Below are 23,209 nucleotides of genomic sequence, written 5' to 3' on the forward strand. Positions count from 1 at the left end.
TTAATATGGTAGCGGGGGCAGGATTCGAACCTACGACCTTCGGGTTATGAGCCCGACGAGCTACCAGACTGCTCCACCCCGCATCAAACTGGTTGTTTTCTCGGGGCAACCCCCGATCAACGTGCGCGTATACTAAAGATTCGATGGCGCTCTGTCAATCGATATCTTCGAAGAGATCCGAAGGGTATGGGAGGTCATCGGTCTGACAAGTTTTGATCATGCCGACAGCCTCAATCGCTTCCTGAACAGGGCGGAACGAACGCCGATGCTCGGTGGTGGCGCCCAGACGGCCGAGCGCCTCCAGGTGAACCGGCGTCGGGTAGCCTTTATGACTGGCGAATCCATAGTCGGGATAGGTCTCATGAAGTGCCTCCATCTCCCGGTCGCGTGTTACCTTGGCAAGTATGGAGGCGGCACTGATGGCTTCTACCCGGCTATCCCCCTTGATAACCGGCTCCGAAGGCCAGCGCCAGTCCGGGCATCGATTGCCGTCCACCAGTATGTATTCCGGCTGGATATGAAGCCCGGCTACTGCTCTTTCCATCGCCACCATGGTGGCGCGAAATATGTTCAGACTGTCAATCTCGTGAGCCTCGCAACGGCCCAGGCTCCAGGCGGAAGCCCGCTCGATGATCTGTTCGTAAAGGGCTTCACGGCGTTTTTCGGTAAGCGCTTTTGAGTCTGCCAGGCCAGGTATCGGTTTCTCCGGGTCCAGTATCACCGCCGCTGTCACCACAGCTCCCACCAGTGGCCCACGGCCCACTTCGTCGACACCGGCCAGTAGCCGGCCCTGATAGCGGCATTCAAAGGGCGGTAGTGGGCTTTTACTCATGACCGTTTGCCTTCAATCAGCGCTGAAACGGCGGCTGCCGCCTGCTCATCAGCATTCTGCCGTAACTGTTCATGCAGATGCGAGAAAGCTTCCGTAAGGCGAGCACGCCCAGTGCTGTTTTCCAGCCGCTCCAGCACGGCCTCGCCCAAAGTCTCGGGTGTGGCATCATCCTGCAGCAGCTCCGGCACCAGGGGCTCCCTGGCAAGCAGGTTGGGCAGTGCTACATGGGGAACTTTTACCAGTCGTGACACCAGCGCGTAACTGAAGCCGCTCAGCCGGTAGCCCACTACCATGGGTTTTTTGAGCAGCATGGCTTCCAGGGTGGCGGTTCCGGATGCCAACAGAACCACATCGGACGATGCCATCACTTCCCTTGAACGACCACGCACGATGGTTACCTCAAGCTTCACATCCAGAGCGTCCAACAGGGCGCGAACCTGCCGTTCCCGTTCCCGGTTGACACAGGGAATTACCAGTTGCAGGTCGGGGCGCTGGCCCTGGAGCCACCGTGCGGCCTCGAGAAACAGGGTACCGAGACGTTCTACTTCCCCTCCCCGGCTGCCCGGCAGGATAGCCAGCACGGGGGCATCGTCGCGGAGACCCAAGGCTTTACGGGCGCCAGCGGTATCCGGTGTCATCGGAATTCGGTCTGCCAGGGGGTGGCCAACGAAGGCCACGGGGATGTTGTGCTCTTCGTAGAACCGCGCTTCGAAGGGAAACAGCGTCAGCATCAGATCGACGGATCTGGCGATCTTGAAAATACGTTTCTGGCGCCACGCCCAGACCGACGGGCTGACATAGTGTGCAGTCAGCATGCCGGCATCACGGCAACGCCTTTCAACACCCAGGGTGAAGTCCGGTGAATCGATGCCAATCACCACGTCCGGTGGTGTTGCCAGCAGGTACTCCATCAACCGGGCGCGAATGCTGAACAGCTCGCGGATGCGGCCAAGAACTTCCACCAGCCCCATGACGGAAAGCCGCTCCATGGGCACCAGCGAATGGAAACCTTCAGCCACCATTTCCTCGCCACCGATGCCCACGAAGCGGGCATGGGGATACCGGCGCCGGAGCGAGCGGATCAGACCCGCGCCGAGGATATCGCCGGAGGCTTCCCCGGCTATGATGGCAAAAGTTACTTTGCGGGTACTGACAACAGCATTGTCGGGATGGTCCGTCACCGGGATTAACACTCCCTGGTCAGCGGATTATGCCGCGGTCTGCACCACGAAGGGATTCAATCAGCGGCTGCACTTCGGGAATATCCGGATAGGCTTTTTCCAGCTCCACTACGGCCTGTTCAGTTGTCAGACCCTGGCGGTAGATCACCTTGTAGGCCCGGCGGAGAATCAACAGTACCTCCTTGCTGAATCCGCGGCGCCGCAGCCCTTCGACGTTCATACCGAATGGCTGTGCCGACTGGCCGCTGGCCATGACGTAGGCGGGAATATCCTTGAGCACGATGCTGCCACCGGCACTCATGCTGTGAGTGCCGATGTGACAGAACTGGTGAACCATGGTGCCGCCGCCAAGGATCGCATAGTCCCCCACTGACACATGACCGGCCAGCGTGGCGCAGTTTGCCAGGATGGTGTTATCGCCAATGATGCAATCGTGGGCCACATGGACATAGGCCATCAGCAGGTTGCCACTGCCAATACTGGTTTCACCCCGGTCCTGAACGGTACCCCGGTGGATGGTGCAGTTTTCGCGAATAGTGTTGTCGTTGCCGATCACAAGCTTGGTGGGCTCACCCGCATACTTCTTGTCCTGGCACTCTTCACCCACACTGGAGAACTGGAATATGCGGTTATTCCGGCCAATTGTGGTGGGGCCCTTGATTACCACATGGGACATGATTTCGGTGCCCTCACCGATCTCCACGTCCGGGCCAATATAGCTCCACGGGCCAACAGTCACGTTGTCGGCCAACCTGGCAGACGGATCCACGATCGCCTGAGGATGGACTCCCGACCATTCTTTTGTCGCCATCAGACTTCTCTCTCAGCGGTCAATATTTCTGCCACACAGACAACCTCATCATCGACCAGTGCGCGGCACTCGAATTTATAGATTCCACGTTTGCCCGAGATCATCCGGGACTCCAGGCTCAGCCTGTCTCCCGGCACAACCGGGCGCTTGAAGCGCGCCTTGCTGGAACCAGCCAGGTATTGTACCACGCCATCCGACGGCTTCCGGCCAACCGTCAGAAACCCGAGAATACCCGAGATCTGCGCCATGGCTTCGATAATGAGTACGCCCGGCATAATGGGATTGTTTGGAAAGTGGCCGTTAAAAAAAGGCTCATTCAGGGAAATGTTCTTGTATCCCTTGATAAACTGCCCTTTCTCCGCCTCGGTCACCCGATCAACCAGCAAAAACGGGTAGCGATGGGGCAGGTATTCCATGATCTCTTTGATGTTCATAATCATCAGTAACGGCCTCAGCCTTCTATTTTCTTTTCCAGTTCTTTTAGCCGACGCGCCATGGCGTCCAGCTGACGAAAACGCACGGCGTTCTTGCGCCACTGCCGGTTACTGTCGGCGCTGGTTCCGGACGAATATACACCAGCCTCCCGAATATCTCCGGTAACGAGGGTCATACCTGTCAGGTGAACCTTATCCGCGATATTCAGGTGCCCTGCCACGCCAGAAGCACCACCAAACACACAGTGGCTACCAATACGGGTGCTGCCGGCAATGCCAACCATTGCCGCCATGGCGCTGTGATCACCGATACTGACGTTATGTGCTATCTGTATGAGGTTGTCGAGCTTTACCCCGTTGCCAATCACCGTGTCGTCCAGCGCGCCACGATCAATGGTGGTGTTCGCGCCCACCTCAACATCATCTCCCAGGACCACCCGGCCAAGTTGTGCGATCCGGTGCCAGGCGCCTTTTTCATTGGCAAACCCGAAGCCATCCGAACCGATAACCGCACCACTGAGAATATGGCAGCGCTTACCCAATATGATGTCGTGCGCCAGGGTTACTCGCGGTCGCAGCACTGACTGCTCACCAATGTTGCAACGGGCTCCGATAATGCAGCCGGCACCGACCACTACGTTGTCACCGATCACTGCCCCTGCCTCCACAACAGCCTGGGGGCCGATACTGGCGCTCCGGGATACCTGCGCAGATGCATCCACAACCGCCGATGCATGAACGCCGGGTTGTGGCACGGGCGCGGGGTCAAACCAGTGGCTCAGGCGAGCATAACCAAGATAGGGATTGTCCAGTAACAGGACGTTGGTAGGGCACTGATCAGCGACAGACGGAGAAACGATAACAGCAGAGGCACGGGTATCCGACAGGTAGCGGGCATAGGACGGGTTGGCCAGAAATGCAACCTGGCCGGGAGCCGCCGCCTGAAGCGTGGCAAGCCCCTCGATTTCGGTCTCGGGGTTGCCCCGGAGTTCCGCCCCAAGCTCAGAGGCAATATCGCCCAGCCGGTATGAACGCTTTGTCATTGTCAGCTCCACAAGGTTTTTCCGGGCTGGCCATTTTCCGGCCCGCCGTTATCAGCGCTCCAGTTTCTCCAGTAGCTCATCCGTCAGGTTCATGTCGGGTTTGACATATACCACAGCCTCGCTGGGCAGAATCAGGTCGAGATCGTGCTCTTCGAGCAACTCCTGGACAGCCGCATCCACGCCCGGGCGGGCATCTTCCAGGAACTGCTGCTTGCGGTTGGCCACTGCGGAATCCAGGCGCTGCTTCAGGAAGTTGAATTCCTTGACCTTCTCCTGAAACTCGGCGGTAATCTTGTTGCGCTCGGAATCATTCATCATTGCGCCGTCTTTCTCCAGGCGGTTCTGCAGCTTGCGGGCAGCCTCCTGAGCTTCCCGGACTTTCGCCTCCTCACCGGCAAAATCCCTCTGCATCTTTTCACTGAATGCCTGAGCATCGCTGGAGGAGAACAGCGCCTGACGCAGATCAACCACCCCAATCCGGGTTTCAGCGGCAACTGCAGAGGTTGCCATCAATGCAGCCAACATTACTGCCATGGACAATCGGAACATGTCATTTCTCCTGTCTATCAATTTGTACGGCGTTTCTGTCCGCTCTCTGATCAGAATGTCTGACCCAGGGAGAACTGGAATACCTGGGTATCGTCACCATCCTGGTCATTCAGAGGCTTGGCAAGGCTGAATGCCAGCGGACCGACCGCTGTGATCCACTGAAATCCTACACCCACCGATAGCCGGACTTCATCCAGTGCCGGATCAAAGTTCCGATCGGCATCAAAGACCTGCCCTGCATCCAGGAAGAACGCCGTTCTCATCGAACGGGTGTCCCCGGCGAATGGCGTGGGAAAGATCAGTTCAAGGCTGCCCTCTGTGAGCAGGCTGCCGCCGAACGGGTCCGGATCGGAAAAGTCGTTAGCCGCGTTCGTGGCCTTTGGTCCCAGGGAGTTTGCCTCATAACCTCTTACGGAACCATAACCACCGGCGAAGAAGTGCTCGTAAAATGGCATCACAGTCCGCCCACTATACCCATCACCGTAGCCAATCTCCGAGCGCGCCCGGAATACCCAGGTCTGGTTTTCATTGAAGGGCTGATAGAACTCTGTTTTCTGGTTCACTTTATAGAAGGTCAGATCACTGCCGGGAACGGCAACGTCGGTAGACAGGGAAACACTGTAGCCATCGGTTGGCAGAACACCACGGTTCAGGGTACTACGGCGCCAGGAACCGAACAGGAAGTAGTTGTTGAAGTCGTTACCCTCTTCATCAATGAAGGTTCGTACTTCATCGGATGTAAAAGCCCCCTCCTGGATCTTGGAAAGCGTATAGCCAAGACCGAAATTGAGCCGGGTGATATTATCCGTGGGATACCCGAAGGTGACCCGTCCACCGTATTCGTCCAGCAGGTAGGATGAAATATCCTGCTCTTCAAAATCCGTTTCTCGGGCGAACACACTGAAGCCGCGGCTGACGCCATCGACAGTGTAATATGGGTCCTGGTAGGAGAAGTTGGCGCTCTTGATGGAGTCGCTGATGTTCACTCCAAAGGATACCCGTTTACCACTACCGAAGAAGTTGTTCTCGGACACATTGGCCCCGAGAATAACACCGGATGCCTGTGAGAAGCCTACCGACGCGGAAAGACTGCCGGTTGCCTGTTCTGTCACAGAATAGTTCACGTCCACGAGGTCGTCGGTTCCCGGAACCGGAACCGTCTCCACATCCACGGTTTCAAAGAAGCCAAGCCTCTCGAGACGGGTTTTCGAAAACTCGATTCTGTCTGTGGAGGCGACACCGCCCTCCATCTGGGTCATTTCCTGGCGCAAAACGTCGTCTCTGGAGGAGACGTTGCCGTCGAAATTAATACGCCTGACATACGCCCTTTTCCCGGGCTCCACAAAGAAGGTAACCGCAGCTGTATCGTTCTCGCCCGGCTCTGGCACGGCATTCACATTCGCAAAGGCGTAACCTTCACGGCCGAGACGTCTGGACAGAGCCTCCGAAATCGCCGTCATACGGGAACGGGAAAATACATCGCCTTTTTCAATGGGGATCAGTTCCTTCAGCTCTTCTTCGTCAACGATGAGCTCGCCCCGCAGGTTGACGTCAGAGACTGTGTACTGGGGCCCCTCATTCAAAGAGATGGCGATAAATACCTGTTTCTTGTCCGGTGAAATGGATACCTGGCTGGATTCAACATTGAAGTCGATATAGCCCCGGTCAAGATAGAAGGAACGAAGGGATTCCAGGTCGCCACTGAGTCGCTCACGGGCATATTTGTCAGAATTGGTGATGGAGTTCCACCAACTGGTGGTTTCCAGTTCAAACAGACCCAGCAGGGTTTCATCGTCGAAGGCTTCATTGCCGACAATGTTGAGGTGCTGGATGGCCGCCACCGAGCCTTCGTTGATATCGAGACTGATCGCAACCCGGTTTCTCGGAAGATCCTCAGCAGAGGCCTTTACTCGGGCATTGTAACGGCCCTGGCTGATGTAGGAGCGCAGGATTTCAAGCTCCAGGCGTTCTAGCGTGGCGCGGCGAAATACCTGGCCTTCCTGCAGCCCTGCGCTGGCCAGCGCATCCATCAGCATGTTGGTTTCGATATTCTTATTGCCTTCAATATCGATGGAAGTGATTGACGGCCTCTCCTTGACGGTCAGGATCAGCACGCCTCCATCCCGGCTGGCCTCAATATCGGTAAAAAGCCCTGTGCGGAACAGGTCCTTGATGGCAGACGATAACTCGAGTTCATCGATCGGTTCGCCGATGGACACAGGAAATGCAGAAAAAACCGTTCCCGCGGATACCCGCTGAAGGCCTTCTACCTCGATATCGGATACGGTGAACTCGTCAGCCAGAGCCGGTCTCATGGCGGAAATGGCTACTACCAAGCCTACAGCTAAACCCAGAAAAGAACGTCTCATTCAATAATTTCGCCTGTTGATGCGCGTAAAGAGTTCGCAATTCTCACAACCGCATCAGGTCGTTGTAAAGTGCAAACACCATTAATGTGAGGATCATTGCCATACCAATACGTAATCCCAAAGCCTGGGCCTGCTCCGAAAGCGGCTTTCTGCGAACGGCTTCGATGGTGTAGTAGACAATATGCCCACCATCCAGTACCGGTACTGGCAACAGATTCAGCACCCCAAGGCTGACACTGAGGTAAGCAAGAAAACGTACAAAATCTTCGAAGCCGGAACTTACACTGGCTTCGGCTATCCTTGCAATGGTAATCGGCCCGCTCAGGTTAGTGGGAGAGAGCAGTCCGGTCACCATTTTCTTTATCGCCACCAGTGTCAGCCTGGTGTCGCCCCAGGTTTCCGACATGGCATTGGGAATGGCTGCAAGGGGACCGTAACTGACGTCGCGCAGCACCTCATCAGGCCAGGTCACTTCACTGACGCCGGCTCCTACGAGCCCGGTGACGGTTCCGTCCTCCGCTTTATTTTCTGCAGGTGTCACCACGATCTGCTGCGTACGGCCATCACGCTCAACTGTCAGTTCCAGCGGTGTCTCGGGCGCCTCACGGATAAACTCCACCAACTCGAACCAGTCTGAAACTGGCTCGCCATCAACAGCGACTATCCGATCCCCGGTTTTGAGTCCGGCCGCCTCTGCGCGGCCTCCGGGCGCAATCTGCCCCAGTACCGGCGGGACATCCGGCCGCCAGGGTGTAACTCCGAACTCACCCAGAGGGTTGGGGTTTTCTTCATTCAGGCGCCAACCGTCCAGGGAACCTGTCAGGGTGCCACGGCTGCCATCCCGGGAAACATCAATGGTAATCTCACCGAACTCACCGGTGCGCTCAAGCAGGCGCATGTTAACATCACGCCAGGACGTTACCCGGCGATCATCGACCGCATGGATTTCCATGCCCGAGGCAAGGCCGATTCGATCAGCGACACTGCCCTCGTTGACCTCTCCAACGATGGGCGCAACGGTGGTGAAACCCACCACACTGAGCAACCAATACGCAAAAATGGCAAAAAGGAAGTTGGCCACAGGCCCTGCCGCAGCGATGGCAATGCGCTTTGAGGGAGATTTGGAATTGAAGGACAGGTGCTTCTCGTCATCCGGTACCGGCCCTTCCCGTTCATCCAGCATCTTTACATAGCCACCCAGGGGGATGGCTGCCACTGCGAACTCGGTGCCCTGGCGGTCATACCAGGAAAACAGCGGTTTGCCAAAACCCACTGAAAAACGCAGCACTTTCACACCACAACGCCGCGCCACCCAGAAGTGACCAAACTCGTGAAGCGTTACCAGAATGCCCAGCGTCAGTACCAGCGCCAGTATGGTTTCAACTATCTGCATAATGCTCTCTGTTGATGTTGATCAGCCCGCCGACCGAGCTCGCCTGTATCAGACAGCCAGCCCCGGAATCTGTTCCCGGGCCCGGAAACGCGCTTCCGCATCCTTAGTGAAAATGGTATCGAAACTGTCTGCCGGCACAACTTCGACCGCAGCCAGCGTCCGCTCAATGATAGAGGGAATATCCGCAAAACACAGTTTACCGGCCAGAAATGCCGCCACTGCTTCTTCGTTGGCTGCGTTCAGCACTGCCGGCGCGGTTCCTCCCTGTTGGAACGCCTCGGCGGCCAACCGAAGACAGGGAAAACGCTCCAGGTCTGGCCTCTCAAAATGAAACTGCCCGATACGGAAAAGATCCAGCGGCGCGACCCCGGCATCGATTCGCTCGGGCCAGGCCAGGCCATTGGCAATCGGGGTGCGCATGTCGGGGCTACCGAGTTGTGCGAGCACGGAGCCATCGGCGTATTCCACCATCGAGTGAATGATGCTCTCCGGGTGTACGTGCACTTCGATCATATCTGGCGTGGTATTGAACAGCCAGCAGGCTTCAATCAACTCCAGCCCCTTGTTCATCAGTGTTGCGGAGTCCACTGAGATTTTCTGGCCCATGGACCAGTTAGGGTGAGCGCAGGCCTCCGCTGGCAAAACGTGGCGAAGGGCCTCTGCCGTATAGGTCCTGAACGGGCCACCCGAAGCGGTCAGCAGGATACGGGTGACGCCCGCGCCAGCTGTATCCCGGATCCTGTCCGCCGGCATACACTGGAAAATGGCATTGTGCTCGCTGTCGATGGGCAACACTTCCGCACCGGAGGTACGCACAGCATCCATAAACAGCTTGCCGGACATCACCAGCGCTTCCTTGTTGGCCAGCAGCACCCGCTTGCCGGCGCGCACGGCCGCCAGCGTGGGCGGCAGGCCCGCAGCGCCTACAATGGCGGCCATAACGGTATCGGCCTCTGGATCTGCGGCCACCTGCGCAAGCGCCTCGGCACCACTGAGTACCGTTACCGATGGCAGGTCGGAAAGCGCTGCAGACAGCGCCTGGCCAGCGGCCTTGTCCGCCATTACTGCATAGCGGGGGCGGAATTTATGGCACAACTCAGACATGGTTTCGACACTGGTACTGGCGGTGAGCGCATGTACCGAAAAGCGATCCGGATGCCGGTGAATGACATCGAGTGTGTTCAGGCCAATGGAGCCCGTTGCACCCAATATGGTTACGCATCGCTTCACGGAGATCACCATTGCCCCGTGGTTAGCCAGCCAAGCAGGGTAATGACCAGCGCGAATACCGGAATCGCTGCCGTCAGGCTGTCAATTCTGTCCATTATGCCACCATGCCCCGGCAACAGTTGACTGCTGTCCTTGATGCCGCGAAAGCGTTTGAGCATGCTTTCGAGAAGGTCACCGAGCACGGAAACGGCGCCGGTCACCAGGCTGGCAAGGACCAGCAACAGTGACTGCGCCAGAGTAGCCGACGCCAGCAGGCTGATAATCACAGCGAATACGGCAACGGCCGCCAGGCCTCCCCAGACACCCGCCCAAGACTTTCCGGGGCTGACTCGTGGCGCGAGCTTGGCCTTGCCGAAAGCGCGACCGGCAAAGTAGGCGCCGATGTCAGCTACCCAAACGACACAGAAGACATAGAGAATCAGCAGAAGGTTATTGGCGCTGTCACCAAACTGAAAGCCACCGGTACGTAAGTGGTTGAGCCCTACCCAGGCAGGAACCAGCACCAGCAGCCCCATAACCGCCCGGGCCGGCACACTGCCCCAGCGCCCGGAACCGTCCGGATAGCTTCTAACCAGCAAGAAACATAAAACCCACCAGGCAAGCGCCAGCCACAGCACCACCAAAGCAGGCACGTTCAACAGGCCATAGAGCACCGCTGCAACCACCAGAGCGTAGCCAACGCGGGCTGCCGGTGATTCCATGCCGGACATGTTGGCCCATTCCCAGGCGCCAATGGTGATGATGGCACCGGTGAACAGGGCAAAGCCAAGAGGTGGCAGGAAGAAAATGCCGCCGATGGCAATTGGCGCCAGTATGAGCGCGGTGATAATACGGGTCTTGAGCACGGTATCGTTCGCTATCTTGTCGTTATTGTTCTGACGAAACACTGGCAATCTGGTCATCTGTCTGACCAAACCGGCGTTTTCGGCCCGCGTACGCCTGCAGCGCCTGGCTCATTTCCTGTTCACGGAAATCCGGCCAGTAGACAGGGGAGAAATACAGCTCGGTGTAGGCCAGGTGCCAGAGCATGAAATTACTGATGCGTTGCTCACCTGCTGTCCGGATCATCAGGTCCGGCATGGGCAGGTCGCCTATGGAAAGGTGTTGCTGTATCAGGTCGTCAGTAATGTCCGAAGGCGCCAACTCACCCTTGCGCACCTTCTCGGCAACCTTGCGGCTGGCCTGGGTAATATCCCAGTGGCCACCGTAGTTGGCAGCGATGACAAGGGTCATCCCGGTGTTGTCGCGGGTCAGCTCTTCGGCACGGTTCATGTGCTCCTGCAGATTCGCACTGAACGCCGTACGGTCACCAATAATGCGAAGACATATATCGTTGCGATGGAGCTTCTTCACTTCCCGCTCCAGGGCAAACAGGAACAGACGCATCAGGGCTGATACTTCCTCCTCTGGGCGGCGCCAGTTCTCACTTGAGAAAGCGAAAAGTGTCAACACTTCCACCCCTTCCCGGGCACAGGTTTCAACCACCGACCTGACGGCTTTAACACCCGCCTTATGGCCGGCAACGCCCGTCAGCCGACGGGCCTTGGCCCAGCGGTTGTTTCCGTCCATGATAATGGCCACATGCCGGGGTCGACGGCCAGCCGACACCGGAATCTCTGCGGATACACTTTCCGTCATGCAATCCCCTGTTCAGCCAACAGCCGGCACAGCGGCCGGCAGTGACTGATGACGTTACTGAAATTGACCGGCTGCTCAGACAGCCATCAGGTCCTCTTCCTTGGCCTTGAGGTACTTGTCGACCTCGGCGATATAACGGTCGGTCAATTTCTGGATTTCTTCCTCACCGAAGCGCTCTTCGTCTTCGTTGATTTCCTTTTCCTTCAGCAATTCTTTCAGCGTGCTGTTGGCATCCCGGCGCGCGTTACGGATGGAAACCTTGCCATGCTCTGCATCAGCCCGAGCCTGCTTGACCATTTCCTTACGGGTCTCTTCGGTCAGCATCGGCATGGGAATTCGAATAACGTCACCGTTATTGGAGGGGTTCAGGCCCAGATCCGACATCATGATGGCTTTTTCGATCTTCGGTAACAGAGGCTTTTCCCATGGCGAAACAGCCAGGGTGCGGTTGTCCTCAACGTTCACACTCGCAACCTGCTTCAGCGGCGTCTCCTGGCCGTAATAATCGACCGTTACGCTGTCCAGAATGGAGGGATGGGCGCGACCGGTACGGATTTTGTTAAAAGCCGAGTTCAGGGACTCAAGGCTTTTCTTCATCTTCTTTTCGGCATCAGCTTTAATATCGTCAATCACTGCAGCATCCTCGGATTCGTTGCTCAAAATGTCTCAATCAGATTACTCAATCAATGTGCCTTCTGACTCTCCTGTTACAATCCGGGTCAGAGCACCGGCCCGATTCATATCGAAGACCCGAAGGGGCATGCCATGGTCCCGGGCAAGGCAGATGGCGGTCAGATCCATCACGCCCAGTTTCTTGTCCAGCACTTCGTCATAAGTCAGGTGGTCGTATTTTTCCGCCGTCGGGTCCTTATAGGGATCCGCCGAATAGACACCATCGACCTTGGTGGCTTTCAGCACGGCATCGGCTTCAATCTCGATGCCTCGCAGGCAAGCCGCCGAATCGGTTGTAAAAAACGGGTTTCCCGTGCCTGCACAAAAAATCACCACGTCGCCATCTTTCAGATCACGCACGGCGCGGCGACGGTCATAATGCTCAACAATACCACTCATCGGTATCGCAGACATAACCCGGGTACGGATATTGGAGCGCTCAAGGGCATCCCTCATGGCCAGCCCGTTCATCACGGTTGCCAGCATCCCCATATGGTCGCCCGTCACCCTGTCCATGCCAGCAGCGTTCAGGGCAGCACCACGAAACAGGTTACCACCGCCAATCACCAGCCCCACCTGGACACCAATGCCGATCAGGGAGCCAATATCCAGCGCCATCCGGTCAAGCACTTTGGGGTCAATGCCGAAATCATGGTCTCCCATCAGGGCTTCGCCACTGAGCTTCAGAAGAACACGTTTGTATCTGGGCTGGGTATTGGACGACTTCGGCATGAGGATCCCCTTCTCTGTGTCTGGCTTGGTGTCTGGCAGGACAAGCTTGTCAGGCTTGTATCTGACATACTCCTCATAAAAAGGGGTATCTCAGATACAAGCCCGCCACGAGAGCCGGACTACTCCAGCTAACGTGGCAGACTCGAACGGTGCGCCAGCCTGTGCTTCGGCACCTGTCAGAAGGATCAGGACTTGCCGGTGCCAGCCGCGGCAGCGACCTCGGCAGCGAAGTCCACTTCTTCCTTCTCAATACCTTCGCCGACTTCCAGACGAATAAAGCTTGCCAGATCGGCGCCGTTGTCCTTGATCAGCTGACCAACGGTCTGGTCAGGATTCTTGACGAACGGTTGCTCAACCAGGCTGTTTTCCGCCAGGAACTTCTTGATACGGCCGCCCATCATCTTCTCGATGATTTCAGCAGGCTTGCCTTCCATATCCGGCTGGGCCTTGATGACCTCTTTCTCTTTCTCGAGCTCATCGGCAGGCATGTCTTCCGGCTTGCCAACACGCGGGTTAACAGCGGCAACGTGCATGGCAACGTCCCGTGCAACTTCAGGATCACCGGCGCTCAGGGCGACAACCGCAGCGATCTTGTTGTTGCTGTGCACGTAACCGCCCACAACCGGGCCTTCAACCTTGATGATGCGACGAACGGTGATGTTCTCACCGATCTTCTGAACCAGCGCTTCACGCTTGGCTTCCAGATCGCCTTCCATCAGCTTGGCAACATCGGTTTCGCCTTTTTCGAAGGCAACATTCAGAACGTCGTTGGCGAAGTTCATGAAGTTGTCATCACGGGCAACGAAATCGGTCTCGGAGTTCACTTCCAGGATATAGGCGACAGTGTTGTCGTCAGACACCCTGATCAGGGAAACACCTTCAGCGGCTGTGCGGCCTGCCTTTTTGGCGGCCTTCAGGCCTGAAGATTTGCGCAGTTCTTCAATAGCGGCATCGACGCTTCCGCCAGCCTCCACCAGAGCCTTCTTGCACTCCATCATGCCAAGGCCTGTGCGGTCACGGAGCTCTTTGACCATTGCAGCAGTAATTGCAGCCATGTTCATTCCTCTTAACTATTACAATCCAAATTCTGTACCGGTGTGCCCGGCGGTAACTCACGGGCACACCCTACAACCTGTTCGCGAAGAAAATATTACTCCGCAGCGGGAGCAGCACCTTCCGCACCTTCGCTGACTTCAACGAACTCGTCAGCGCCAGCAGCGCCGGCCTGAGATGCCTCAAGACAGGTGTCAGCAACGGCCTGCACGTAAATCTGGATCGCGCGGATGGCATCGTCGTTGCCAGGGATCACATAATCAACGCCGTCCGGGTCGCTGTTGGTGTCAACCACGCCGATAACAGGAATGCCCAGTTTGTTGGCTTCCTTGATGGCGATGCGCTCGTGGTCCACGTCGATCACGAACATGGCGTCCGGCAGGCCGCCCATGTCCTTGATACCACCGATGGAGCGCTCAAGGCGGTCCATTTCACGGGTGCGATCAAGGGCTTCTTTCTTGGTCAGCTTATCGAAGGTACCGTCCTGGCTCTGCGCTTCCAGGTCGCGGTAGCGACGGATCGACTGGCGGATGGTCTTGTAGTTGGTCAGCATGCCGCCGAGCCAGCGATGGTTCACGTATGGCTGGTTGGAACGGAGTGCTTCTTCCTTGATGATCTTGGCCGCTGCACGCTTGGTGCCAACGAACAGGATCTTGTTCTTGTTGCCTGCGAGGTTATGAACGAAGTTCAGCGCATCGTTCATGGCAGGAACAGTCTGCTCAAGGTTGATGATATGAATCTTGTTACGGGCGCCGAAGATGAACTTCGACATTTTCGGGTTCCAGTAACGGGTCTGGTGTCCGAAGTGAGCGCCTGCCTTCAGCAGGTCACGCATATTTACCTGAGCCATGATATTTACCTTTTTAGCTTCGGGTTAGTCCTCCACACGTCCGATTGACCCAACCTGAACCCGCTGCTTTTTATGTGAGCAACAGAAGCAGGCACCCTGGGACAACGTGCCGACGTGTGTGCGAATTTGCCGGATTTGTTTCCGGCGGGCGCGTTTATACCATAAACCGGCCGCCTGATTCCATTAATTTGTAGCTTCGGTAATGCACCGGCAACGCCCTCTTCCTTGTACCCGGCCACACTCCCCCTTAAAATGCTTGTTTGATTCAAATCAACGGGAAACCCAATGCAGGTATCGATCAAGACTCCGGAAGAAATCGAAAAGATGCGTGTCGCCGGCCGCCTGGCGGCTGAAGTTCTCGAGATGATCGGCGACTACGTTAAACCCGGTGTAACAACCGAAGAACTGGACAGGATCTGCCACGACTACATGGTGAACGAGCAGAAGACCATTCCGGCTCCTCTGAACTACAAGGGTTTCCCAAAGTCCGTATGCACCTCGGTGAACCATGTGGTCTGTCATGGCATCCCCAGTGAGAAAAAGGTGTTAAAGGAAGGCGACATCCTCAATATTGATGTCACCGTCATTAAAGATGGCTGGCATGGTGATACCAGCAAGATGTTCATTGTTGGCAAACCCAAGCCAGGAACCGAGCGCCTGATCCAGATCACCCAGGAGTGCCTATATAAAGGTATCGAACTGGTAAAACCGGGCACGCGCCTCGGCGACATCGGCCATGTTATCCAGCAGCATGCTGAAAAACACCGATATTCAGTGGTGCGCGATTATTGCGGCCACGGCATCGGCCAGGTGTTCCACGAAGACCCGCAGGTGATGCACTACGGCAAGCCTGGCACCGGTATGGAGTTGCAGGAAGGCATGACCTTTACCATCGAACCCATGATCAATCAGGGCAAGTACCAGACCAAGTTATTGCCGGACGGCTGGACCGTGGTCACCAAGGACCACAAACTCTCGGCGCAATGGGAGCATACTATCCTGGTGACTGCGGATGGCCATGAGGTGCTGACCAAGCGTACGGAAGAGTCATTCTAGGTGGACTTCAGCGAACTGGAAGCCAGGATCAGTAACGATGCTTCTCCCGTACGGGCAGCGCGGGAGCTGCTCAAAGAACGCTACAACGCTGATGCGGAAGCGTTTCGACAGGGGGCGGATGTTCGCGCCCTGGTTCACTCCCGCTCCGGGACTCTGGATACCGTTCTTGCCCTGATCTGGAACCGCTATGCCTTCGCCTCATCTCCCGACATCTCTCTGGTTGCCGTCGGCGGCTATGGCCGGGGCGAACTCCACCCCCATTCCGATATCGATCTGCTGATTCTCACCCGCAACGGTATTGAAGAAAGCTGGCAGGAAGACCTGGGTGCCTTCGTAACCCTGCTGTGGGATCTGAAACTGGACATCGGCCACAGTGTCCGCAGCATTCAGGAAAGCATGGATGCGGCCAGGGAAGACGTCACCATTCTGACCAACCTGCTGGAAACCCGTACCATTGCCGGCCCGGATGACCTGCGGGATGAGCTCAGCCACCAGGTGTATTCCGACGCCATCAGCTCCGACCGCGACTACTTCATCGCCAAGCGGGAAGAGCAGAAACGTCGTCACGCGAAGTATGGGGACACCGAGTACAACCTGGAGCCCAATGTAAAAGGCTCCCCGGGGGCATTGCGCGACATCCAGACCATCGGCTGGATTACCAAGCGGCACTTCGGGCTGCAGAACATTGCCGACCTGACCCGTTTCAGCATTCTGACTGAAGAAGAGCACCAGATCCTGCTGCAGGGGGAAACCTTTCTGTGGCGGCTGAGATACGGACTGCAACTCATCGCCGACCGCAACGAAAATCGCCTGCTGTTTGACCATCAGCGCGCCCTCGCCGAGATGCTGGGATATCAGGATGAGGGTAAGCGGCTCGGTGTCGAGCTGATGATGCAGTCCTATTACCGAACCGTTCTGGCCCTGGCCGAGCTGACCGATGTAATCCTGCAGTACTACGACGAGGCCATTCTGGGCGCAGGCAGCGACGACGATATCCTGCCGCTGAACAAGCGCTTCCAGATTCGCAATTATTATATTGAGGCGGTGAACAATCAGGTCTTCGCTTACGCGCCATACGCCATTATGGAAATTTTCGTGCTGATGGCGCAGCACCCTGAGATCAAGGGCATCCGGGCCACCACCATCCGTTCCCTGCGGGCCCACCGGCATCTGATTGACGACGCTTTCCGTTCAGACCTGGCGGTTACCTCACTGTTCATGGAATTGCTGCGGACTCCACACGCCCTCGATCAGACCCTGTCCGCGATGAAGAAATACAACGTGCTGGGCCGGTACCTGCCTGAGTTTGGCCAGATCATCGGCCAGATGCAGCACGACCTTTTCCATATCTACACGGTTGACGCCCACACCATGCGTGTCATCCGTAACATGGTGCGGCTGGACAGCGCCGAAGCCCGCAATGATTACCCCCTGGCCTCCCGGCTGATCCACCGGCTGCCAAAGCTGGAAACGCTGTACATTGCCGGCCTGTATCACGATGTAGCCAAGGGCCGCGGGGGTGACCACTCAGAGCTGGGCGCCATTGATGTAGAGGATTTCTGCAAACGTCACCACCTGAGCGAACGGGATACCCAGCTGGCCTCCTGGCTGGTGGAGAACCACCTGCTGATGTCGATGACGGCGCAACGCAAAGACATTTCTGACCCGGATATCATTCACGGCTTTGCACAGTCGGTGCCCAGCCAGATACACCTGGATTACCTTTATGTGCTGACTGTGTGCGACATCAGCGCCACCAACCCGAAGCTGTGGAATACCTGGCGCGCCTCGCTGCTGCGCCAGCTATACATTGAGACCAAGCGGGCGCTCCGACGTGGCTCGGAAACACCGGTAGACCGGCAGGAATGGGTGCGGGCCACCCAGTCCGAGGCGCGGGAGATTCTCCATGCCCAGAATATGACCGACGAGCAGATCGACAACATCTGGGATACCCTGGACGAGGACTACTTCCTGCAGGACTCCACGGTGGACATCGCCTGGCAGACCGCCGCCATCATCCGCCATGGCGATGACCCGGACCCACTGGTTCTGATCCGTGATACCCGGGGCGGGCCCACGGACGGCTACTCCCAGATCATTATCTACATGAGCGATCGCATCGATCTGTTCGCGGCCACCACAGCCGTGCTGGAACAGCTCAACCTCAACATCGTTGATGCCCGCATCAGCTCCAGTGAAGGCCCCTTCTCCATCAGTTCCTACATTGTGCTGGATGAGAAAGGCAAACCACTGGGCATCGACCCGGCCCGAAAGGACCGGGTACGCAGGCGCCTGATTGAGGAACTGGATGACCCTGAGGATTACCCGGACATTATCCACCGGCGCACCCCCAGACAGCTCAAGCATTTCGCCTTCCCTACCGAGGTGACCTTCTCCAACGACACTGTCAATCAGCGCACGGTTATGGAAGTGGTCACACCGGATCGCCCGGGTTTGTTGGCGCGGGTCGGGCAGGTGCTCCTGGAACACCGCGTGCGGTTGACCAACGCCAAGATAGCCACCCTCGGCGAACGGGTGGAAGACGTATTCTTTGTAACCGATGAGCATGGCGAGCAGATCCGTGATCCTGCTGTCTGCCAGGCTCTGCAGCAGGACCTTTGCCAAATGCTGGACGACACTCAATGAACCCGGACCTGGACAGACTCCACCCCTACCCGTTCGAAAAACTGACCAGACTCAAAGCCGGCATCAGCGTTCCGCGGGATCTGACACCGATCTCCCTGGGAATCGGTGAACCCAAGCACCCGTCTCCGGAATTCGTAAAGCAGGTAATTGCCAATAACCTGGACAAGCTGGCCAACTATCCCACCACCAAAGGCACTGATGAACTGCGGCAGGCCATCGCGCACTGGGCGACCCGGCGCTTTGATCTGGCGCCCGGCACACTGACGCCGGAGCAGCACATTGTTCCGGTGAACGGTACCCGGGAGGGCATCTTCTCGCTGGTTCAGTCGGTGGTGGATTCCAGCCGGCCTGCCACTGTGGTCAGCCCCAATCCGTTCTACCAGGTTTACGAAGGCGCCGCGTTTCTCGCCGGTGCAACACCCCATTATCTGGCCTGCGATGCCGGCAACAATTTCATACCGGACTTCGATCAGGTGCCGGATTCGGTATGGCGAGACTGCCAGGTTCTGTTCCTGTGCTCACCCGGCAACCCCAGCGGCTCGGTAATCCCCCGGGAAACCCTGACACGGGTCATCGAACTGGCAGACAGGCATGATTTCATCGTCGCTTCCGATGAATGCTATTCCGAACTGTATCCCGATGAAAACCGGCCACCGGAAGGGTTATTGCAGACCTGCGCCGCCATCGACCGCAACGATTTTGCCCGCTGCATCGTGTTCCACAGCCTGTCAAAACGTAGCAATCTGCCGGGCCTGCGATCGGGCTTTGTCGCCGGCGACGCGGATATCCTCAAGGGGTATCTCAAGTACCGCACCTATCACGGCTGCGCCATGCCCATCCACAACCAGCTGGCGAGCATTGTGGCATGGAATGATGAAGACCATGTGCGGGAGAATCGGGCTGCTTATCGGGCCAAATTCGAGGCTGTGGTGCCCATCCTTCGGGAGGTCATGAATGTGGACTTTCCCGATGCCGGCTTCTACCTCTGGCCGGAAACCCCGATGGACGACGAAACCTTCGCACGGGAGCTGTCGGCACAACAGAATGTGCATGTATTGCCCGGCCGCTACCTGTCCCGAACAGTCGATGGTCACAATCCGGGTGAGAATCGGGTGCGGATGGCCCTTGTAGCCCCGCTTGAGGAATGCGTGGAAGCCGCAGAACGTATAGTGACATTTGTGAAGGCGAACAAGGCATGAAACTCTACGGCATCAGGAACTGCGACACCGTCAAAAAAGCCCGGAAATGGCTGGACGACGCCGGAATCGACTACGAATTCCATGACTTCAAAAAAGACGGCCTGGACGCTGACCGCCTCAGCCGCTGGGAGCAGTCAGCCGGCTGGGAAGTACTGCTGAACCGTCGCGGCACCACCTGGCGCAAACTTCCGGACGATGTTCGTGATAATATTGGCGCCCAATCCGCCCATCGCCTGATGCTCGACAATCCGTCCATCATCAAGCGGCCCGTGGTAGAGCACGGCAACACGGTAAGCGTCGGCTTTAATGCCGCCGAATGGGCCGAAAGATTCAAACACTGAAAACCAGGAGCACATCAATGAGTTTTGCATTCGGAATTGGTATCGGCACCCAGAACAACCAGGGCGAGTGGCTGGAAGTGTTTTACCAGCAGCCGGTCATCACCCCCGATAACGGCCTCATCGAAGTGGCTCGTAATGTGCTGGAATACCAGGACGGCAACCAGGCGATATCGGCAACTCCTGATCAGCTAAAGGCGCTGTCTGACGGTTTGCGCCAGCTTGGCCAGATGGAGCAGTCCACACTGGCGGGCAAGGCTGCCGAAAGCCGCCGCCCGGTTGTGGTTACCCTGCTGGACACGGATGACACCGCCTCCAGCACTCCGGAGGTCTACCTCAAGCTGCATCTGATCTCCAGCCGCCAGGCCAGACCCCATGAGCTGAAACTGGATGGCATCTTCGGACTGCTGCCCAACCTGGCCTGGACCAGCGAAGGTGCCATCGACCTGAACGAATTGCCGGACCGCCAGCTCAAGGCCCGCCTTGAAGGCCGCACACTGGAAGTAAAATCCGTGGACAAGTTCCCGCAGATGACCGATTACGTGGTGCCCAAGGGCGTACGCATCGCCGACACCGCCCGCGTTCGTCTGGGCGCCTATGTGGGCGAAGGTACCACCGTGATGCATGAAGGCTTTATCAACTTCAATGCCGGCACGGAAGGCACCAGTATGATTGAAGGCCGCATTTCCGCCGGCGTGATGATCGGCAAGGGTTCAGACCTGGGCGGCGGCTGCTCCACCATGGGCACTCTCTCGGGCGGTGGCAACATCATCATCTCCGTGGGCGAAAACTGCCTGATCGGCGCCAACGCCGGTATTGGCATTCCCCTGGGAGACCGCTGCAAGGTGGAAGCCGGCCTGTACATAACGGCAGGTACCAAGGTAGCCCTGCTGGACGACAACAACGAACTGGTTGAAGTCATCAAGGCACGGGACCTGGCCAACAAGCCAGACCTGCTGTTCCGCCGTAACAGCCAGACCGGCGCGGTTGAATGCAAAACCAACAAGACCGCCATTGAGCTGAACGAAGAGCTGCATGCAAACAACTAATTCCCCCACTCTTGACCTTGCCATTGACCTGATCCGCCGGCCGTCCGTCACTCCGGACGACGCCGGCTGTCAGGAGTTGATGATGTCTCGACTCTCAGCCCTGGGCTTCAAGGGCGAGGCTCTGCGCTTTGGCGACACGGACAATCTCTGGGCCCGCAAAGGCTCGGACGGGCCGCTGCTGGCATTTGCCGGCCATACCGATGTTGTTCCCACCGGCCCGGAGAAAAACTGGCGCCATCCTCCGTTCGATGCCGTTATCGACGATGGCTACCTCCACGGCCGTGGCGCCGCTGACATGAAAGGCAGCCTGGCGGCGTTTGTTACCGCCTGCGAGCGCTTCGTGGCCAGGTACCCGGATCATCGGGGTTCCATCGCTCTGCTGATTACCAGCGACGAGGAGGGCCCTGCCCAGCACGGCACCGTGAAAGTGGTGGAAACCCTGGAGGCCAGGAATGAGAAAATCGACTGGTGCCTGATTGGCGAGCCGTCCAGTACCCATGAGGTTGGCGATGTCATCAAGAACGGCCGGCGCGGCTCACTCCACGGTTACCTGACGGTACACGGCACCCAGGGCCATGTTGCCTATCCCCATCTGGCAGAAAACCCGGTTCATACCGTTGCCCCCGCACTGGACGCCCTGGCAAAAGAATTCTGGGACAACGGCAATGATTTCTTCCCACCCACTACCTTCCAGATCACCAGAATCGAGGCTGGCACCGGCAGCAACATCATTCCGGGTGAGTGCCTGGTGCACTTCAACTTCCGCTACTGCACGGAAAACACGGCGGAAAGTCTGGAAGAGCGAGTGGTTGCCATTCTCGACCGTCACCAGCTGAAGTACGACCTGCAATGGCACCTGAGTGGCCGCCCTTTCCTCACGGACCGTGGTGCGCTGGTGTCGGCGGCGAAGAATGCCATCAGGAATACCACCGGCCGGGAAACCGAGCTGTCCACCTCCGGCGGCACTTCCGACGGGCGTTTTATCGCACCTACCGGCGCGCAAGTTCTGGAACTGGGCCCCATCAACGCCACCATCCACAAGGTGAATGAGTGCGTGAAGGCGTCAGACCTGGATACCCTGTCAGAGATTTACGAACAGGTTCTGGTCGAGCTACTGGCCTGATCAGTCACAGGCAGATCAGTAATGGGGAGGGGGCGCTTCGTCTTCTTCCTTTCTGATATTGGACGAAGATACTTCCTTGAGCTGAGTGTTCAGCTGCTTTTTCGCTTCCCAGAGTTCGCGGATATCCAGTTCCTGACGCGCGACCTGCTCGCTCAGGGTGTGGATGATGTCGTCCTGGAATGCCAGCCGGGTTTCCAACTCGTCCAGCCGTGCCTGTAGATCTTTCTCGCTCATGTGGTAATGCCGCTTGGTCAGCGCTCCCTGTTATCTGGTATCATGCCGCTTTTGCCCGCCAGGGGATTTTCTGGGCATGTAGATGCCTTTCGGAATCCTGGCGGTTTTCACCGACCGGAGACCCGATTTTACCCGATATCCGGTTCTTTATCGTTAGCGTTTGATGAATGGAGAAACTTCAGTCCATGCAAAACCCAGCAAAAGCGATCGTTCTTGCTCTCCTGGTCGCCATACCGTCACCTTTTATCCTTGGCTTTCTGTTGGTGACATTCACCCCGGAGCTCTTCCAGATTCTTTCACAGGCCGGCACAAGTGAGGATGCCACTAGCACCACCTTTGTATTGGGGAGTCCCCAGGGTATTGCAGCCTATGTGATTGCCGTCATTCTGTTCGGCCTGGCCGGCTTTTTGACCGTGGCTCTGGCAGCCAAGAAACCGTCAGAACTAAAGCAGCAGGCCCCTCGCGCCAGCACCGCACCGCGCCAGGCGCCGCAGGGCAAACAGTCCGAGCCGGATTATGACGACGATGATGATTACGACGACACCACCCCTGAAGGCGACGAAGAGGGCACGGTGAAGTGGTTCAACGTCAAGAAAGGCTTCGGCTTTATTGTTCGTGACAGTGGCGACGAGGTGTTCGTTCACTTCCGTGCGATTCGTGGCCGCGGCCGCCGCGTACTACGCCAGGGCCAGCAGGTCCGGTTCAGTGTCGTGGAAGCAGACAAAGGCCTGCAGGCAGACAACGTCTCTATCCTGAGCGACGACTGACCTCCGGGAC

General features: G+C 57.3%; 23 protein-coding genes and 1 tRNA gene. 7 read left to right on the plus strand and 17 right to left on the minus strand.

All coding sequences use genetic code 11. The annotated features are described in order from the left end of the window. Window positions 1-6: 6 nt before the first annotated feature. The 16 genes from QPM17_RS03950 to rpsB all read right to left on the minus strand — a co-directional run bounded on the left by QPM17_RS03950 (window position 7) and on the right by rpsB (window position 14,787). Window positions 7-83 (minus strand) — tRNA-Met (locus QPM17_RS03950). Window positions 84-154: 71 nt separating this feature from the next. Beyond that, window positions 155-832: a ribonuclease HII gene (gene rnhB, locus QPM17_RS03955; RefSeq protein ID WP_285388960.1), complete on the minus strand. Its 678-nt coding sequence runs from the start codon at window positions 830-832 to the stop codon at window positions 155-157. Next, a complete protein-coding gene (gene lpxB / locus QPM17_RS03960) occupies window positions 829-2,013 on the minus strand; it encodes a lipid-A-disaccharide synthase (protein ID WP_285388961.1) in 1,185 nt (394 codons plus the stop codon). Before lpxB ends, rnhB begins: the two co-directional genes overlap by 4 nt. 19 nt (window positions 2,014-2,032) lie before the next feature. Further along, window positions 2,033-2,824, minus strand: a complete 792-nt coding sequence (gene lpxA / locus QPM17_RS03965) for an acyl-ACP--UDP-N-acetylglucosamine O-acyltransferase (RefSeq protein WP_285388963.1) — start codon at window positions 2,822-2,824, stop codon at window positions 2,033-2,035. Continuing rightward, window positions 2,824-3,261, minus strand: coding sequence for a 3-hydroxyacyl-ACP dehydratase FabZ (fabZ, locus tag QPM17_RS03970; protein WP_285389751.1), 438 nt, complete (start codon window positions 3,259-3,261; stop codon window positions 2,824-2,826). Before fabZ ends, lpxA begins: the two co-directional genes overlap by 1 nt. Window positions 3,262-3,275: 14 nt before the next feature. Next, window positions 3,276-4,301: a UDP-3-O-(3-hydroxymyristoyl)glucosamine N-acyltransferase gene (gene lpxD, locus QPM17_RS03975; RefSeq protein WP_285388964.1), complete on the minus strand. Its 1,026-nt coding sequence runs from the start codon at window positions 4,299-4,301 to the stop codon at window positions 3,276-3,278. A 51-nt stretch (window positions 4,302-4,352) separates the two neighbouring features. Then, window positions 4,353-4,850, minus strand: a complete 498-nt coding sequence (locus QPM17_RS03980) for an OmpH/Skp family outer membrane protein (RefSeq protein ID WP_285388967.1) — start codon at window positions 4,848-4,850, stop codon at window positions 4,353-4,355. A gap of 50 nt (window positions 4,851-4,900) precedes the next feature. Then, complete coding sequence (gene bamA / locus QPM17_RS03985; protein ID WP_285388969.1) at window positions 4,901-7,219, minus strand: outer membrane protein assembly factor BamA; 2,319 nt, start codon at window positions 7,217-7,219, stop codon at window positions 4,901-4,903. 43 nt (window positions 7,220-7,262) lie between these two features. Then, a complete protein-coding gene (gene rseP / locus QPM17_RS03990) occupies window positions 7,263-8,612 on the minus strand; it encodes an RIP metalloprotease RseP (RefSeq protein ID WP_285388970.1) in 1,350 nt (449 codons plus the stop codon). Window positions 8,613-8,660: 48 nt separating this feature from the next. Then, window positions 8,661-9,854, minus strand: a complete 1,194-nt coding sequence (gene ispC, locus QPM17_RS03995) for a 1-deoxy-D-xylulose-5-phosphate reductoisomerase (RefSeq protein WP_285388972.1) — start codon at window positions 9,852-9,854, stop codon at window positions 8,661-8,663. Next, the gene (locus QPM17_RS04000; RefSeq protein WP_285389753.1) at window positions 9,848-10,687 is read right to left on the minus strand and encodes a phosphatidate cytidylyltransferase; all 840 of its coding nucleotides are present in this window, start codon (window positions 10,685-10,687) and stop codon (window positions 9,848-9,850) included. The genes ispC and QPM17_RS04000 overlap by 7 nt, the downstream gene beginning before the upstream one ends. Before the next feature lie 22 nt (window positions 10,688-10,709). After that, window positions 10,710-11,480 (minus strand): polyprenyl diphosphate synthase, encoded by a 771-nt coding sequence (gene uppS / locus QPM17_RS04005; RefSeq protein ID WP_285388973.1) that lies wholly within the window; start codon window positions 11,478-11,480, stop codon window positions 10,710-10,712. Window positions 11,481-11,555: 75 nt separating this feature from the next. Continuing rightward, window positions 11,556-12,113: a ribosome recycling factor gene (gene frr, locus QPM17_RS04010; RefSeq protein WP_285389754.1), complete on the minus strand. Its 558-nt coding sequence runs from the start codon at window positions 12,111-12,113 to the stop codon at window positions 11,556-11,558. Between the two features lie 42 nt (window positions 12,114-12,155). Beyond that, complete coding sequence (gene pyrH / locus QPM17_RS04015) at window positions 12,156-12,884, minus strand: UMP kinase (protein WP_285388974.1); 729 nt, start codon at window positions 12,882-12,884, stop codon at window positions 12,156-12,158. Window positions 12,885-13,069: 185 nt separating this feature from the next. Beyond that, complete coding sequence (gene tsf / locus QPM17_RS04020; protein ID WP_285388975.1) at window positions 13,070-13,939, minus strand: translation elongation factor Ts; 870 nt, start codon at window positions 13,937-13,939, stop codon at window positions 13,070-13,072. A 95-nt stretch (window positions 13,940-14,034) separates the two neighbouring features. Next, complete coding sequence (gene rpsB / locus QPM17_RS04025; protein WP_285388976.1) at window positions 14,035-14,787, minus strand: 30S ribosomal protein S2; 753 nt, start codon at window positions 14,785-14,787, stop codon at window positions 14,035-14,037. 285 nt (window positions 14,788-15,072) lie between these two features. Here rpsB and map point away from each other — a divergent pair, with 285 nt between their 5' ends. Genes map through dapE form a run of 6 tightly spaced genes read left to right on the plus strand, consistent with a single transcriptional unit; the run spans window position 15,073 to window position 22,198 of the window. Beyond that, a complete protein-coding gene (map, locus tag QPM17_RS04030) occupies window positions 15,073-15,843 on the plus strand; it encodes a type I methionyl aminopeptidase (RefSeq protein WP_285388977.1) in 771 nt (256 codons plus the stop codon). Next, entirely contained in the window at window positions 15,844-18,489 is a 2,646-nt protein-coding gene (locus QPM17_RS04035; RefSeq protein ID WP_285388978.1) for a [protein-PII] uridylyltransferase, read from the plus strand. Continuing rightward, on the plus strand, window positions 18,486-19,688 hold the full coding sequence (gene dapC / locus QPM17_RS04040; protein WP_285388979.1) for a succinyldiaminopimelate transaminase: 1,203 nt from the start codon (window positions 18,486-18,488) through the stop codon (window positions 19,686-19,688). Before QPM17_RS04035 ends, dapC begins: the two co-directional genes overlap by 4 nt. Beyond that, window positions 19,685-20,029, plus strand: a complete 345-nt coding sequence (locus tag QPM17_RS04045; RefSeq protein ID WP_285388980.1) for an ArsC family reductase — start codon at window positions 19,685-19,687, stop codon at window positions 20,027-20,029. Before dapC ends, QPM17_RS04045 begins: the two co-directional genes overlap by 4 nt. Before the next feature lie 17 nt (window positions 20,030-20,046). After that, complete coding sequence (dapD, locus tag QPM17_RS04050; protein WP_285388982.1) at window positions 20,047-21,075, plus strand: 2,3,4,5-tetrahydropyridine-2,6-dicarboxylate N-succinyltransferase; 1,029 nt, start codon at window positions 20,047-20,049, stop codon at window positions 21,073-21,075. Beyond that, a complete protein-coding gene (dapE, locus tag QPM17_RS04055) occupies window positions 21,062-22,198 on the plus strand; it encodes a succinyl-diaminopimelate desuccinylase (RefSeq protein ID WP_285388984.1) in 1,137 nt (378 codons plus the stop codon). The genes dapD and dapE overlap by 14 nt, the downstream gene beginning before the upstream one ends. A 15-nt stretch (window positions 22,199-22,213) precedes the next feature. Here dapE and QPM17_RS04060 read toward each other — a convergent pair whose 3' ends face one another. Further along, window positions 22,214-22,432: a SlyX family protein gene (locus QPM17_RS04060; protein WP_285388987.1), complete on the minus strand. Its 219-nt coding sequence runs from the start codon at window positions 22,430-22,432 to the stop codon at window positions 22,214-22,216. Window positions 22,433-22,617: 185 nt separating this feature from the next. Here QPM17_RS04060 and QPM17_RS04065 point away from each other — a divergent pair, with 185 nt between their 5' ends. Next, window positions 22,618-23,199, plus strand: coding sequence for a cold-shock protein (locus QPM17_RS04065; protein ID WP_285388988.1), 582 nt, complete (start codon window positions 22,618-22,620; stop codon window positions 23,197-23,199). Window positions 23,200-23,209 lie beyond the last annotated feature (10 nt).

The sequence above is a fragment of the Marinobacter azerbaijanicus genome (genome assembly GCF_030250645.1).
GTDB classification, from domain to species: Bacteria; Pseudomonadota; Gammaproteobacteria; order Pseudomonadales; family Oleiphilaceae; genus Marinobacter; species Marinobacter azerbaijanicus.

Excerpts from the sequence above, each read along its gene's own strand:
- dapE (WP_285388984.1), top strand. The coding sequence starts at position 21,062 with ATGCAAACAACTAATTCCCCCACTCTTGACCTTGCCATTGACCTGATC.
- lpxA (WP_285388963.1), bottom strand. The coding sequence starts at position 2,824 with ATGGCGACAAAAGAATGGTCGGGAGTCCATCCTCAGGCGATCGTGGAT.
- QPM17_RS03980 (WP_285388967.1), bottom strand. The coding sequence starts at position 4,850 with ATGTTCCGATTGTCCATGGCAGTAATGTTGGCTGCATTGATGGCAACC.
- ispC (WP_285388972.1), bottom strand. The coding sequence starts at position 9,854 with ATGGTGATCTCCGTGAAGCGATGCGTAACCATATTGGGTGCAACGGGC.
- rseP (WP_285388970.1), bottom strand. The coding sequence starts at position 8,612 with ATGCAGATAGTTGAAACCATACTGGCGCTGGTACTGACGCTGGGCATT.
- dapC (WP_285388979.1), top strand. The coding sequence starts at position 18,486 with ATGAACCCGGACCTGGACAGACTCCACCCCTACCCGTTCGAAAAACTG.
- dapD (WP_285388982.1), top strand. The coding sequence starts at position 20,047 with ATGAGTTTTGCATTCGGAATTGGTATCGGCACCCAGAACAACCAGGGC.
- QPM17_RS04065 (WP_285388988.1), top strand. The coding sequence starts at position 22,618 with ATGCAAAACCCAGCAAAAGCGATCGTTCTTGCTCTCCTGGTCGCCATA.
- rnhB (WP_285388960.1), bottom strand. The coding sequence starts at position 832 with ATGAGTAAAAGCCCACTACCGCCCTTTGAATGCCGCTATCAGGGCCGG.
- map (WP_285388977.1), top strand. The coding sequence starts at position 15,073 with ATGCAGGTATCGATCAAGACTCCGGAAGAAATCGAAAAGATGCGTGTC.
- pyrH (WP_285388974.1), bottom strand. The coding sequence starts at position 12,884 with ATGCCGAAGTCGTCCAATACCCAGCCCAGATACAAACGTGTTCTTCTG.
- bamA (WP_285388969.1), bottom strand. The coding sequence starts at position 7,219 with ATGAGACGTTCTTTTCTGGGTTTAGCTGTAGGCTTGGTAGTAGCCATT.
- rpsB (WP_285388976.1), bottom strand. The coding sequence starts at position 14,787 with ATGGCTCAGGTAAATATGCGTGACCTGCTGAAGGCAGGCGCTCACTTC.
- QPM17_RS04060 (WP_285388987.1), bottom strand. The coding sequence starts at position 22,432 with ATGAGCGAGAAAGATCTACAGGCACGGCTGGACGAGTTGGAAACCCGG.
- lpxD (WP_285388964.1), bottom strand. The coding sequence starts at position 4,301 with ATGACAAAGCGTTCATACCGGCTGGGCGATATTGCCTCTGAGCTTGGG.
- tsf (WP_285388975.1), bottom strand. The coding sequence starts at position 13,939 with ATGGCTGCAATTACTGCTGCAATGGTCAAAGAGCTCCGTGACCGCACA.
- uppS (WP_285388973.1), bottom strand. The coding sequence starts at position 11,480 with ATGACGGAAAGTGTATCCGCAGAGATTCCGGTGTCGGCTGGCCGTCGA.
- QPM17_RS04045 (WP_285388980.1), top strand. The coding sequence starts at position 19,685 with ATGAAACTCTACGGCATCAGGAACTGCGACACCGTCAAAAAAGCCCGG.